12 protein-coding genes are annotated in these 12,706 nt (G+C 72.4%); 1 reads left to right on the top strand and 11 read right to left on the bottom strand.

Annotated elements, in window-relative coordinates; all coding sequences use genetic code 11:
• Positions 1-401 precede the first annotated feature (401 nt).
• From ACZ4VT_RS28500 to ACZ4VT_RS28450, 11 genes are all read right to left on the bottom strand, one after another.
• A complete protein-coding gene (locus ACZ4VT_RS28500; protein ID WP_467953861.1) occupies positions 402-1,577 on the bottom strand; it encodes a polyprenyl synthetase family protein in 1,176 nt (391 codons plus the stop codon).
• Positions 1,574-2,953, bottom strand: a complete 1,380-nt coding sequence (gene hpnE, locus ACZ4VT_RS28495; protein ID WP_467953859.1) for a hydroxysqualene dehydroxylase HpnE — start codon at positions 2,951-2,953, stop codon at positions 1,574-1,576. Before hpnE ends, ACZ4VT_RS28500 begins: the two co-directional genes overlap by 4 nt.
• A 286-nt stretch (positions 2,954-3,239) precedes the next feature.
• Positions 3,240-4,208, bottom strand: coding sequence for a presqualene diphosphate synthase HpnD (hpnD, locus tag ACZ4VT_RS28490; RefSeq protein ID WP_467953857.1), 969 nt, complete (start codon positions 4,206-4,208; stop codon positions 3,240-3,242).
• Entirely contained in the window at positions 4,205-5,134 is a 930-nt protein-coding gene (gene hpnC / locus ACZ4VT_RS28485) for a squalene synthase HpnC (RefSeq protein ID WP_467953856.1), read from the bottom strand. Before hpnC ends, hpnD begins: the two co-directional genes overlap by 4 nt.
• 363 nt (positions 5,135-5,497) lie before the next feature.
• Positions 5,498-6,265 (bottom strand): ABC transporter ATP-binding protein, encoded by a 768-nt coding sequence (locus ACZ4VT_RS28480; RefSeq protein WP_362798131.1) that lies wholly within the window; start codon positions 6,263-6,265, stop codon positions 5,498-5,500.
• A 7-nt stretch (positions 6,266-6,272) separates the two neighbouring features.
• Entirely contained in the window at positions 6,273-7,202 is a 930-nt protein-coding gene (locus ACZ4VT_RS28475; RefSeq protein WP_467953855.1) for an ABC transporter permease, read from the bottom strand.
• 94 nt (positions 7,203-7,296) lie between these two features.
• Positions 7,297-8,169, bottom strand: a complete 873-nt coding sequence (locus tag ACZ4VT_RS28470) for a glycosyltransferase family 2 protein (RefSeq protein WP_467953884.1) — start codon at positions 8,167-8,169, stop codon at positions 7,297-7,299.
• 8 nt (positions 8,170-8,177) lie between these two features.
• Complete coding sequence (locus tag ACZ4VT_RS28465) at positions 8,178-8,957, bottom strand: CDP-alcohol phosphatidyltransferase family protein (RefSeq protein ID WP_404954236.1); 780 nt, start codon at positions 8,955-8,957, stop codon at positions 8,178-8,180.
• On the bottom strand, positions 8,935-9,996 hold the full coding sequence (locus ACZ4VT_RS28460; protein WP_467953853.1) for an iron-containing alcohol dehydrogenase family protein: 1,062 nt from the start codon (positions 9,994-9,996) through the stop codon (positions 8,935-8,937). Before ACZ4VT_RS28460 ends, ACZ4VT_RS28465 begins: the two co-directional genes overlap by 23 nt.
• Entirely contained in the window at positions 9,984-10,736 is a 753-nt protein-coding gene (locus ACZ4VT_RS28455) for a phosphocholine cytidylyltransferase family protein (protein WP_467953851.1), read from the bottom strand. The genes ACZ4VT_RS28460 and ACZ4VT_RS28455 overlap by 13 nt, the downstream gene beginning before the upstream one ends.
• Positions 10,733-12,391, bottom strand: a complete 1,659-nt coding sequence (locus tag ACZ4VT_RS28450; RefSeq protein WP_467953850.1) for a DUF5941 domain-containing protein — start codon at positions 12,389-12,391, stop codon at positions 10,733-10,735. Before ACZ4VT_RS28450 ends, ACZ4VT_RS28455 begins: the two co-directional genes overlap by 4 nt.
• On the opposite strand from ACZ4VT_RS28450, the gene ACZ4VT_RS28445 reads away from it, so the two are divergent.
• Complete coding sequence (locus ACZ4VT_RS28445) at positions 12,368-12,505, top strand: hypothetical protein (protein WP_362797913.1); 138 nt, start codon at positions 12,368-12,370, stop codon at positions 12,503-12,505. The genes ACZ4VT_RS28450 and ACZ4VT_RS28445 overlap by 24 nt on opposite strands.
• The last annotated feature ends 201 nt before the right edge of the window (positions 12,506-12,706 follow it).

The following is a 12,706-nucleotide window of genomic DNA, read 5'->3' as shown; positions in this document are numbered from 1 at the left end:
GAACCCCCCCCCCCCCCCCCCCCCCCCCCCCCCCCCCCCCCCCCCCACCCCCCCCCCCTCCCCCCCCCCCCCCCCCCCCCCCCCCCCCCCCCCCTCCCTCCCCCGCCCCCCCCCCCCCCCCCCCCCCCCGGGCCGGGCCGGGCCGCGTGGGACGGGGCCGGGAGCCCCGCCTCGGCGGCCGGGCCGCGGGCGTGCCCCACGCCGGGGGGCGCCTGGAGGCCCGGGGTCGATTCGCTGCCAGCAGCAGCGCCCTCGGCGCTGCCGTCGGTCGTCGCTGTCATGGCTTCCCCTTAGAACAGTGTCCTCTGCTGTGCTGGGGTCTGCCGTCGGCCGGTGCGCGCCACGCTCAGGCGGCGGCGCCGGCCGGCGACTCGCGATTCATATCCGCTGTCGGGTGGCGATCACCTCTTGCGCACGACGACGAAGTCGGCGAGGTCCACGAGCTGCTCGCGCACGCGCTGGGGCATGGCGACGTCGTCGAGGGCCCGGATCGCGATGGCGTGCTGGCGGCGTGCCTCGTCCGCGGTCCACTGGCGGCCGCCGGCCTCCTCGATGAGCGCCGCGCGGGCCGCGAACTCCTCCTCCGAGAAGTTCTCGAAGTCGCTGGCCTTGGCGTCCGCGGCGAGCAGTTCGGCGAGCTGCTCGGAGGCCGGGCCGCCGGCCGCGAGGGCGGCGACCACCGGCAGGGACTTCTTGCGCTGGCGCAGGTCGCTCCAGGTCTGCTTGCCGGTGGCCTCCGGGTCGCCCCAGATGCCGAGCAGGTCGTCGATGGCCTGGAAGGCGAGGCCCAGGTGGTAGCCGTACTCCTCCAGCTTGTCGGCCGTACGGTCGTCCGCGCCGCCGAGCACGGCGCCGATGGAGACGGCGCAGGCGAGCAGCGCGCCGGTCTTGTTGCCCTCCATCTCCAGGCATTCCTCGACGCTGACGCGCTCGCGGTGCTCGTAGGAGATGTCCTGTGCCTGGCCGTCGATGAGCTTGCGGCTGGCGGTGGTCAGGCGGCGGGTCGCCCGGCCGGCCTCGACGGTGCCGAGCTCCAGCAGCACCTCGTTGGCGAGGGCGAAGAGGGCGTCGCCGACGAGGATCGCGAGGGCGGGTCCGTGCACCTTCCACACCGTGTCGCGGTGGCGGCGCTGCTCGTCGCCGTCCATCAGGTCGTCGTGCAGCAGCGAGAAGTTGTGCACGAGCTCGACGGCGACGGCGCCCGGGATGCCGACCTCGGCCGCGGCGCCCGCGGCCTCGGCGGAGAGCAGCGCGAGGGCGGGGCGCACGGCCTTGCCGCCGTCGCCGTCCGCCGGGTTGCCCTGGGCGTCGATCCAGCCGAAGTGGTAGGCGGCGACGGTGTCCATGGGCGCGGCGAGCCGGTCCACGGCGGCGCGGAGCACGGGGGTCGACAGTGTGCGGCCGCGCTCCAGGAGGGCGATCGTGTCCGCCTTCTCCACGCCCCTTCCGGCCGTGCCCACACTGGCATCCGTGTTCTCGACGGCCGGATTCCCCGGGTTCACTGGCTCTCCTCTTGTTCCTGTACCTGCTGTGCCGGTGTTGCTGGTGGTGCTCGTCGTGCTCGTGGTGATCGTCATGCCGCCTCCTGCAGAGGGTGGTCGCGGTGGCGGCCGAGCGCGGCGAGTGCGGCGTGCGCCGCGCTCATTCCGCTCCGGACGGCGCCCTCCATGGTCGCGGGCCAACCGGTGGCAGTCCACGCACCGGCCAGGTAGAGCCCCGGCGTGTCGGTGCGCGCTCCGGGGCGCAGCCGGCCGACCCCGGGGGTGGGGGCGAAGGTGGCCGTCCGCTCCCGGGTGACGAAGAAGTCCCGTACCTTGGCGCCCCGCGCGGCGGGGAGCAGTCGCTCCAGCTCGGGCAGGTACTTGGCGCGCAGGACCGAGACGGGCTCGTCGATGTCGTCCTGGGCCGCGGACTGGGAGAGCGCCAGGTACTGGCCGCCGTCGGGGAGTCCGGAGGAGTCGGTGCGGTCGAAGACCCACTGCACCGGGGAGCCGAGCGCGGCGAAGAAGGGCTGCTTGAGCACCTTGCGCTCGTAGACGACGTGGACGTTGAGGATGGGCGCGGTGCCGATGTCGAGGAGCTTGTCGGGGTCGGCGAGGGCGCCGGCCGGGAGCAGTCCGTGCGCCTCGCGCTGCGGGACGGCGAGGACGACGGCGGCGGCGTCGAGGGATTCGCCCTCGGTGTCGATCCGCCAGTTCCCGTCGGCGGTACGGGAGATGCCGGTGACCCGGGTGCGCAGCTCGGTGCGGACCCCCGCCGCGTCGAGGGCCTTGCGGGCGAGCCCGTCGTGCAGGTCGCCCAGGGGTACGTGGGCCCAGCCGATGTCGGCGGCGCCGTTCTCGGAGAGCAGCCCGGTCTTGAAGACCATGGCGGCCAGGCCCAGCGAGGACTGCTCGGCGGTGGCGTTGAGGGTGGCGATGCCGACGAGGTCCCACAGGGCCTCGATGGCGCGCGGGCTCTGCCCGTAGCGGCCGAGCCAGGTCGCGAAGTCCAGGCCGTCCAGGGCCGGGTCGGCGGGGTCGAGGCGGCGCAGCGCGAGGGCGGCGCGGCCGACGCTCGCCCGCTCGGCGAGGGACAGGTGCGGGTAGCGGGCCAGCGATCCGGCCAGGTGCAGGGGCACGGGCAGGGCGCTGCGGCGCAGCCGGCCCAGGCGCGGGCCGCCGGGGTGGGCCACGTCGAGGACGGGTACGTCGAGCCGGTCCTGCAGGGGGGCGAGGGCGGCGCCCTCGACGCGGTCGAGGAACCACCGGTAGGCGGTGCAGCACCGCAGGTAGACGTGCTGGCCGTTGTCGACGTTGAGGTCGCCGCGCTTGAAGGAGAAGGCGAGCCCGCCGAGCCGGGGGCGGCCTTCGAGCAGGGTGACGCGGAGCCCGGCGTCGGCGAGTTCGAGGGCGGTGGTGACCCCGGCGAGGCCGCCGCCGACGACGACGGCGTGGTGCTCGGTGCCGGTCATGCGCCCTCCCCCGTGGTGCGGCCGCCTTCCGGGCCGGCCGGCCGGTCCTGAGCGGACGGTGCCGCCGCGCGTGCGGCGGCCCGCCCGGCACGGCCGGAGCCCGCGGGAAGAGACGCGCCCGCCGTCGCGGTGGTTGCCCGGGCGCCGGACGCGCCCGCGGCCCCGTCCGCGCGGCGCGCCGTGAGGGACGCCCCCGTGCGGTCGGCCCGTGCGGCCCGGTGCGGCGCGGGCGCGCATGCCGGGAGTGCGCCCCGAGCCTTCGCCGGGGTCCGGGTGGTGGGAGCCATCAGGGCCGCCTCCGCGTGCTCTGGCGGGAGATGGTCCGCGCGTCGAGGCCGGACAGGCCGCGCACGGCGACGTACGCCTTCTCGTGCGGCGGCAGCGAGACGCGGCCCCGCAGCACCGCCTCCGGCTCCCGCTCGATGCGGTCGAGGAGGCGGCGGTAGATGCCGGCCATGGCGGCCACGCAGGCGCCGCTGCGCCGGTCGAGCATCGGCAGCAGCCGGTAGCCCTCGACGAACAGGGCGCGGGCGCGCCGGACTTCGTGGTGGACGAGCCCCGCGAAGTCGGCGCCGGCGGGCGCCAGGTCACGGTGGAAGCCTTCCGAGCAGCCGAACTTGGCGAGGTCCTCGGCGGGCAGGTAGGTGCGTCCGTTGCCCGCGTCCTCACGAACGTCGCGGAGGATGTTGGTGAGTTGCAGGGCGAGGCCGAGCGTGTCGGCGTACTCGGCGGCGCGCCCGGCGTCGGCCGCGCCCGGCGTGGTGCCGAAGACGCCGAGCGAGAGCCGACCGATGGCCCCGGCCACGCAGCGGCAGTAGACCTTGAGGTCGTCCCAGGTCTCGTAGGTCTCGCCGCGGACGTCCATCAGGACGCCGTCGATGAGTTCGTCGAGGCCGCCGAGCGGGATCGGGAAGCGGCGGGCGGCGTGCGCGAGGGCGACGGCGACCGGGTCGGTGTCGTCCTCGTCGACCTCCTCGGCCAGGATCCGCCCGAGCAGGGCGCGGGTCTCCTCCAGCCGGGCCAGTTTGGCCTCGGGCGGCAGGGTGCCGTCGCCGATGTCGTCGACGCGCCGCGAGAAGGCGTACAGCGCCGACATCGCCTGCCGCTTGTCGGTGGGCAGCAGCCGGATGCCGTACGCGAAATTGCGCGCCTGTGAACCGGTGACGGCCTCGCAGTAGCTGTAGGCGGCCGAAATCGGTGCGGACATCGCAGCCGGTGCGGACGCGTGTGTGGGGCCCTCCACGGTCGGGCTCACCCCTTTCTCGGCGCTGTGCGCAGGACGGCGGCAACCTCGCGGAGCAGGCCGCTCTTGGTGGGCTTGGGCGGGCCGGGGAGTACGTCGAAGCCGGCGGCCGTGACGGCTCGCAGGGCTGCGCGCCCTCCTCCCACGAAACCCGCGAGCAGCAGCCGGAGTCTGCCGTGCACGCTACCCACGAGGGGGGTGCCTTCATTCAGCAGTTCGCGTGCGCGCTCAGTTTCGAATGCGACCAGGGAGCGTACGGACGCGCCGGCGGACGGGGCCGCCAGGTCGGCCTCGCCCACGTGGAAGCGCCGCATGTCCTCGGCGGGCAGGTAGATCCGGTCGTTGCCGAGGTCCTCGGCGACGTCCTGGATGTGCTCGACGATCTGCAGGGCGGTGCAGACGGCGTCGGAGCGGCGGACGCGCTCGGGGGTGCTGGTGCCGGTGAGGGAGAGCACGAGGCGCCCCACCGGGTTCGCGGAGAGCTCGCAGTAGCCGACCAGGTCCCCGTAGGTCTCGTAGCGGGTGACCCGCTGGTCCTGCCGGTTGGCCTCGATGAGCCCGAGGAAGGGCTCGGGGGTGAGGCCGTGGGCGCGGACCACGGGCTGGAGGGCGAGCAGCAGCGGGTGCCGCGGGGGGCCGTCCGTGCCGCCGAACACGCGCCGCAGGTCGGCCTCGAAGGCGTCGAGCATGGCGAGTCGGTCGTCGGCCGCGGCCGGGTCGAGGCCGAGGAGCACGGCGTCGCGTCCGCCGGGTGCGAGGTCGCCGTCGCCGATGTCGTCGACGAGGCGGGCGTACCCGTAGACGGCGGTCAGCCCGTCGCGCCAGGCGCGCGGGAGGAAGGCGGGGGCGACGGGGAAGTTCTCCGCCGAAGCCTTGTCGAGGGTGGCGCTCACGTGGACCGTGTCGGACAGGGGCCGGATGCCGTGCGCCGCGGTCACCGCCCGCCGCCCGGGGCGGGGACGGCCGTCGTGCCTGGGGGCCGGAGAATTCCCGTAGCCATTGCCGTCACATCTCCCGTTCTACACTGCCGACCCAATACATCCCATTTCGGACACGCCGCCGGGGGTTTCCCCGGGGCTGCCCCAGGGCCGTTCACCTGCGGGGAATCGTCCCCTCTTGCCGCGATTCAGGACCGCTTCAGCTTACGCTGTAGAACGCCGCGGAGGCCTCTCGGGTATTCGCTCCGGCGTCGAATGTCGCGGCGGAATGCGAAAGCACGCCGAAGGCCCCCGCCACGCACGGCAGCAGGGGCCTTCGAAAGGAACGGACGGGCGCCGCGCGGGCGCCCCGCGACCCGGAGGTCAGCCGTTGGAGGCCTTCTCGTAGGCCGAGACGACTTCCTCGGTGGGCCCGTCCATCAGGAGCTCGCCCTTTTCCAGCCACAGCACCCGGTCACAGGTGTCGCGGATGGACTTGTTGTTGTGGCTCACCAGGAAGACCGTGCCGGCCTTCTCCCGCAGTTCGCGGATGCGGTTCTCCGAACGCACCTGGAAACTGCGGTCACCGGTGGCCAGGGCCTCGTCGATCATCAGGACGTCGTGGTCCTTGGCCGCCGCGATGGAGAAGCGCAGTCGCGCCGCCATGCCCGAGGAGTAGGTGCGCATCGGCAGGGAGATGAAGTCGCCCTTCTCGTTGATGCCCGAGAAGTCGACGATGCCCTGGTAACGCTCCTTGATCTGCTCGCGGCTCATGCCCATCGCCAGACCGCCGAGGACGATGTTGCGCTCACCGGTGAGGTCGTTCATCAGCGCCGCGTTGACACCCAGCAGCGAGGGCTGGCCGTCGGTGTAGACCTTGCCGGCCTCGCAGGGCAGCAGGCCCGCGATGGCGCGCAGCAGGGTCGACTTGCCGGAACCGTTGGAACCGATCAGGCCGATCGCCTCGCCGCGGTACGCCGTGAAGGAGACCCCGCGCACGGCGTGGACCCGGCGGACGCCGGGGGCGTCGCCCTTGCCCCGGCGGATTATCTTGCTCAGCGCCGCGGTGGCGCTGCCCTTGCCGGAGCTGCCGGTGTTGACCCGGTAGACGATGTGGACGTCGTCGGCGATGACGGTGGGGACGCGCCCCATGGAGTTCTCAGCCACGGCCGTAACGCTCCTCAGCCTTCCAGAAGTACACGAATCCCCCGAGGCCGATCACCACGGCCCAGCCGACCGCGAACGCCCAGACGTGCGGCGGCAGGTTCTCCGCGCCGTAGCCGTCGATCAGCGCGAACCGGATGAGGTCCATGTAGATGGCCGCCGGGTTCCACTGGAGCACGTCCGCGATCCACGCGGGCTTGTCCTTGAGCATCTCGCTGATCGAGAACATGACGCCGGAGGCGTACATCCACGTGCGCGTGACGAACGGCATCAGCTGCGCGAGGTCGGGGGTCTTGGAGCCCGCCCGCGCGAAGACCATGGCGAGGCCGGTGTTGAAGACGAACTGCAGCACCAGCACCGGGAGGACCAGCAGCCAGGACAGCTGAGGGAAGTTCCCGAAGGAGATGACGATCACGAACACGACGATCATCGAGTACATCAGCTGCTGGAGCTGCTGCATCGAGAAGGAGATCGGCAGGGAGGCGCGCGGGAAGTGCAGTGCGCGGACCAGGCCGAGGTTCCCGGGGATCGCCCGGACACCCGCCATCAGGGAGCTCTGGGTGAAGGTGAAGACGAAGATCCCGATCACCAGGAAGGGGATGTAGACCCCCTTCGGCATGCCCTGGTCCGCGTTCAGGATCAGCGCGAAGATCAGCCAGTAGACCAGCGCGTTCAGCAGCGGGGTCGCCACCTGCCAGACCTGGCCGAGCTTCGCCTGGCTGTACTGCGCGACCAGCTTGGCCCGGGAGAAGGCCATGATGAAGTGGCGCCGTCCCCAGAGCTGGCGCACGTACTCGCGCAGGCCGGGCCGGGCACCGCTGACGGAGAGGCCGTACTTCCTGGCGAGCTCGGCGGCGCTGAGCCCCGCGTCGTCGGACGGCGGCCTGCTCGTGGCGAGGGCGCCGTCGTGGGTTGTGTCACTCACAAGTTGAAACTTTCGTCTTCAAGATGCGGCCAGGTGGGCATCAGGCTGGTGGCGCGAGGCCCGTGATCGCGCCATGTTCCCAGACGCGGGCCGGTCAGATGACAGGTGGTCGGCCCAGGCGGGTCAACCGCCAGACCGTACGCCATCTCATGGGGCGGCGGGGCCCGCAGGGAGTGGTCCATCCCTCACGGAATCCGCCGAACCAGGCCTTGAGCGCCGGTGCCGAGGGCCTGCGTACGAGCGTCAGCAGGAGCCAGACGCCCAGGTAGACCGGGACCAGCGGAGCGGGCAGGTTGCGGCGGGCGAGCCACACCCGGTTACGAGCCACCATACGGTGGTAGACCGCGTGCCGGGAGGGGGCAGTGGTCGGATGCAGCAGGACCATGTCCGCCCGGTAGTCGATCAGCCACCCGGCGTCGAGCGCCCGCCAGGCCAGATCGGTCTCCTCGTGCGCGTAGAAGAACTCGCCCGGCAACGCTCCGACCTGCTCGAACACCGTCGTGCGGACGGCGTTGGCGCCGCCCAGGAAGGTGGTCACGCGGGAGGAACGCATCGGGTCCGAGGCGCGCAGCCGCGGCACGTGCCGGCGCTGGGTCTCACCGGTGTCCGGATCGGCGATCCGGAAGCTCACGATCCCGAGTGCGGGGTCCTCGGCGAAGGCCTGGCGGCACAGCTCGGCGGTGTCGGTGCGCTCCAGCAGCCCGTCGTCGTCCAGGAAGAGCAGCGCGTCGACCTCGCCGCCACCGGGGCCGAAGGCCTCGATGCCGACGTTGCGGCCGCCCGGGATGCCCAGGTTCTCGGGCAGCGTGATGCTGCGCACACCCTCGGGCAGCCCGGTGACCTCGACGCCCTGGCCGACGACGACCACCTCGACGGGGTCGCCTTCCTGACGGGCCACCGAGTCGAGGAGCGCCTTGAGCTCGTCGGGCCGGTTGCCCATGGTGATGATCACGGCGCCCAGCCGCATCGGGGCGGTCACTTGAGCCTGCTGGAGGCCAGGATCGACACCAGGTGCAGCACGGTCTGCAGCACCGCGATGCCGGCCAGGACGGCCACACCGACGCGGGACCAGTACAGGTCGCCGCGCATCTGGTCCAGGACGGCCAGCACCAGGATGAGCAGCGAGGCCTCGATGCCGAGGACCAGGCGGTGGAACTTGAGCGCGGCGGCGGCCCGGCGGGCGAGCGCCATGCCGGACGAGCGCGGCTCGGCCGCCGCGTCCTTGACCACCGGCTTGCCGGCCTGGTGACGGGCGACGCCGACCAGGTCGGTCTCGGCCTTGATCAGGATCGCGCCGAGCGCCGCGAGGGTGCCCAGGAACGCCCAGAGCCAGTCGATCCGCCCGGTGCCCCACAGGTCCGCCGCGCGCAGGCCGAAGCCCACGAGGACGGCCGCGTCGCACAGGTAGGCGCCCACCCGGTCCAGGTACACCCCGGAGAGCGAGAACTGCTTCTTCCAGCGCGCGACCTCTCCGTCGACGCAGTCGAGCAGCAGGTAGAGCTGGACCGCGACCACGCCGAGGACGGCGCCCAGGATGCCCGGCACCAGCAGGGCCGGAAGGGCGAGGACGCCGGCGAGGGTCATCACGTAGGTCAGCTGGTTCGGCGTGACCTTGGTGGTGACCAGGAGGCGGGTGATGCGCAGGGAGATCTCGCGCATGTAGAGGCGCCCGCCCCAGTGCTCGCCGCTGACCCGGTCCTTGACGCCCGCCGGGTGCACGACGGGCCGGAGTTCAGCTACGGATGGTCTTGGCATAGTCGGCGTAAGCGTCCCTGATCTCGGCGGCGGACAGGTTGAGGTGCTCCAGGATCGTGAAGCGTCCCGGGCGGGTCTGGGGGGCGTACTCGACGGCCGTGACGAACTCGTCGACGCTGAAACCGATCTCCTCGGGCGCCACCGGCAGACCGTGCCGGCGCAGCACCTCGGCGAAGAGGCCGGACTGCTCGGTGGCCCCGCGCAGGTGCATCGCGAAGGCGGCGCCGATGCCGACCTGCTCGCCGTGGAGCGCGGAGCGCCCCGGGTAGAGCAGGTCGAAGGCGTGGCTGACCTCGTGGCAGGCGCCGGACGACGGGCGGGAGTCCCCGCTGATCGACATGGCGATGCCGGAGAGGACGAGGGCCTCGGAGAGCACGGTGAGGAACTCGTCGTCGCCGCAGCCACCGGGGTGGCGCAGCACGGACTCGCCGGCGGTACGGGCCATGGCGGCGGCCAGGCCGTCGACGGGCTCACCGGTGATCCGGTGCGAGAGCTCCCAGTCGGCGATCGCCGAGATGTTGGAGATGGCGTCGCCGATGCCGGCGCGGATGAACCGCACCGGGGCGTCCTTGATCACATCGAGGTCGATGACCATGGCGATGGGGGTGGGGACGCCGTAGGAACCGCGGCCGTTGTCGTTGTCCAGGATGGACACCGGCGAGCAGATGCCGTCGTGCGAGAGGTTGGTGGCGACGGCCACCATGGGCAGGCCGACCCGCGCCGCGGCGTACTTCGCCACGTCGATGATCTTGCCGCCGCCCAGGCCCACGACGGCGTCGTAGCGGCGGCCCTTTATGTCGTCGGCCAGCTTGACCGCGGAGTCGATGGTGCCGTCGACGACCGCGTACCAGTCGGCGTGCGGCAGCACGGGCTCCAGCTTGGCGCGCAGCGCCACGCCGGAGCCTCCGCTGATCGCGATGGCCAGCTTGCCGGAGGCCGAGATCCGCTGGTCGGCCAGGAGGCCGGCCAGGTCGTCCATCGCCCCGCGACTGATGTCGACGACGACGGGCGAGGGGATGAGCCTCGTCAGTACTGGCATGCGATCGTCCGGCCCTTGGCGAGGTCGTCGTGGTTGTCGATCTCGACCCACTTGACGTCGCCGATGGGGGCCACGTCGATGGTGAAGCCGTCGTTGACGAGCTGCTGGTAGCCGTCCTCGTAGTAGAGGTCGGGGTCGCGCTCGAAGGTGGTCTTCAGGGCCTCGGCGAGCTGCTCGGCGGCCTCGGGCTCGATGAGGGTGACACCGATGTACTCGCCGGTGGCGTCGGAGGGCTCCATCAGCTTGGTGATCTTCTGGACTCCCTTCCCGTCGGCGGTGACGACCTTCATCTCCTCGTCGGCCAGGTTCTTGACCGTGTCGAGGGCGAGGATGATCTTCTGGCCGTTGCCGCGGGCGGCGAGCAGGGTCTGCTCGACGGAGACCGGGTGGACGGTGTCGCCGTTGGCGAGGATCACGCCCTGCTTGAGGACGTCACGCGCGCACCACAGGGAGTAGGCGTTGTTCCACTCCTCGGCCTTGTCGTTGTCGATCAGCGTGATCTTGACGCCGTACTTGGCCTCCAGGGCCTCCCGGCGCGCGTACACGGCTTCCTTGCGGTAGCCGACGACGATCGCGACCTCGGTGAGACCGACCTCGGCGAAGTTGCCGAGCGTCAGGTCGAGGACCGTGAGGCTCTCCTCGTCACCCTCGGGGCCGACCGGCACGAGCGCCTTGGGCAGGGTGTCGGTGTAGGGACGCAGACGGCGTCCGGCACCGGCAGCGAGTACAAGGCCGATCATGCTGGTTCTCCTTCGTCATGTACGGCGGGTGCTCCGGAGGAGACCCAGAATCGGATGCTCTCGACGAGCACCACGAGTGCCACGAACACGGCCGCGGCCGTGAGCGCGACGGGGAAGTCCGCTTCGCGCGAGGCGAGGACGGCCGCCAGGACCGTGAGCAGCAGGACCCGGCCTTCGTGGCCGCCGATCGTCCGCACCAGCCAGTGCGGGGGCGCGCCGGTGCCGCCGCGGATGCGGTACACCGTGTCGTAGTGATGGTAGGCGACCGCCGCGATCAGGCCGAATGCCGCCGGAAGGGCTCCGGGGACGTCCGCCTTGGCGGCGAGCACGAGGACCGTGACGTATTCGGCGGCCCGGAACAGCGGGGGGATCAGCCAGTCCAGGGCGCCCTTGAGCGGCGCGGCGACGGCCGGCCCGGACGCCATGACGTAGATCACCGCGACGGCGATCAGCCTCGGGTCGCCGAACGGCAGGGCGAGGGCCGCCCCGATCATCAGCACCGCGCCCGGCGCGGCCACGTACACGGACCCGAAGGAACCGGCGCGGCCGCGCAGCAGCCGGGCCTGGAGCTCGGCGAGCGGGCCGGAGTCGGCGAGGTCGGCGAGGGCCTGGGCCGCGCGGTCGGTGCGGGTGGCCTTGCGGGACAGGGAGCGCAGGACCCGGCCGGCGGTGGTGTAGAGCGCGCCGAAGGCGCAGCCGGCGAGGAGGGCGTAGAAGACGATCCGTGGGGTGGTGACGGCGGTCAGCACCGCGATCATCGCCCAGCGCTCACCGATCGGAAGAATGATCATCCGCCGGACCCACACGGTCCAGCCGACGTTGTCGAGCTTGGCGGAGAGCGCCGCCGTGGGGCTCCCAGAAGGAGATGTACCAGCGGCGGTGGCGTCGTGGTTGGCCTCGTTGAAGGAGAAGTCCACGACGTGCCGGCAGGTCATGAGGATCATGGAGCCGACGGCCAGGGCCCAGACGTCGTCGCCGTTCCGGGCCGCGCCGAGCGCGAGGCCCGCGTAGAAGGAGTACTCCTTCGCGCGGTCGAAGGTGGCGTCGAGCCAGGCGCCCATCGTCGAGTACTGGAGCGAGTAGCGGGCGAGCTGCCCGTCGGTGCAGTCCAGGACGAAGGAGACGAGGAGCAGCACGCCGGCCGCCACGTAGCCCCAGCGCTCGCCGGTGGCCGCGCAGCCGGCCGCGATCAGCGCGGTGATCAGCGAGGCGGTGGTGACCTGGTTCGGGGTGAGGCCGCGGCGCGCGCACCAGCGGGCGATGTAGCGCGAGTACGGGCTGATGAAGAAGGTGGTGAAGAAGCCGTCGCGGGACTTCACGGCGGTCCGCAGGCGGACGGCCTCGTCGTCGACGGCGGCGACGGCGGCGGTCGCCGCGTCCCGGTCCGCCGGACCGGCGGGGACCGTGGCGACGAGGGTGCCCAGCTCGGGGCGCTGTACGGCGGTCCCGGCGGCCTCGACCGAGGCGGCGAGCCGGTCCGCGTACGGGCCGGTGCCGTCGGCTGCGGCGCCGGTCGCGAGAGCGGCGGCCTTGTCGAGTGCGTCACGGGCGCCGGGCAGGACGGCGAGTGCGCCGGTGACGGCGCAGGCGTCGAAGCGCGGATCGGTCAGCGCGAGGCGCAGGGCGTGCACGTGCCCGACGAAGGCGCTGTCCACGACGGCCACCCGCTCGTCGGCGGGGACGGCGGCCAGTGCGGCGGCGGCGTCCTCGGGACCGGTGGCGGGGCGGACCTCGAAGCCGAGGGAGCGCAGCTCGTCCGTGAGCGGTGATCCGGGGACCGGCAGGCCGGTGAGGATGACGGTCGGCAGACGAACTCACTCCTTGTAACGGATTCCGGACGGTCGCCTATGGGACGGCGGCACGTCGGCAGAGGCTATCGGATGAATGGAAGCAGGGGTTCATCACCCGTTTAGGCCCCGATAAGCCGAATATCGCGGCCCCGGGCCGGGTTGCGATCATCATCGGTGATC

Source organism: Streptomyces sp. NPDC029164, from assembly GCF_055563995.1.
The sequence above is the reverse complement of the archived record's forward strand: the minus strand, read 5'-3'. Positions and strand labels throughout refer to the sequence as shown.

Excerpts from the sequence above, each read along its gene's own strand:
- ACZ4VT_RS28480 (WP_362798131.1), bottom strand. The coding sequence starts at position 6,265 with ATGGGGCGCGTCCCCACCGTCATCGCCGACGACGTCCACATCGTCTAC.
- ACZ4VT_RS28470 (WP_467953884.1), bottom strand. The coding sequence starts at position 8,169 with ATGCGGCTGGGCGCCGTGATCATCACCATGGGCAACCGGCCCGACGAG.
- hpnE (WP_467953859.1), bottom strand. The coding sequence starts at position 2,953 with ATGACCGGCACCGAGCACCACGCCGTCGTCGTCGGCGGCGGCCTCGCC.
- ACZ4VT_RS28460 (WP_467953853.1), bottom strand. The coding sequence starts at position 9,996 with ATGCCAGTACTGACGAGGCTCATCCCCTCGCCCGTCGTCGTCGACATC.
- ACZ4VT_RS28465 (WP_404954236.1), bottom strand. The coding sequence starts at position 8,957 with ATGCCAAGACCATCCGTAGCTGAACTCCGGCCCGTCGTGCACCCGGCG.
- ACZ4VT_RS28455 (WP_467953851.1), bottom strand. The coding sequence starts at position 10,736 with ATGATCGGCCTTGTACTCGCTGCCGGTGCCGGACGCCGTCTGCGTCCC.
- ACZ4VT_RS28500 (WP_467953861.1), bottom strand. The coding sequence starts at position 1,577 with ATGACGATCACCACGAGCACGACGAGCACCACCAGCAACACCGGCACA.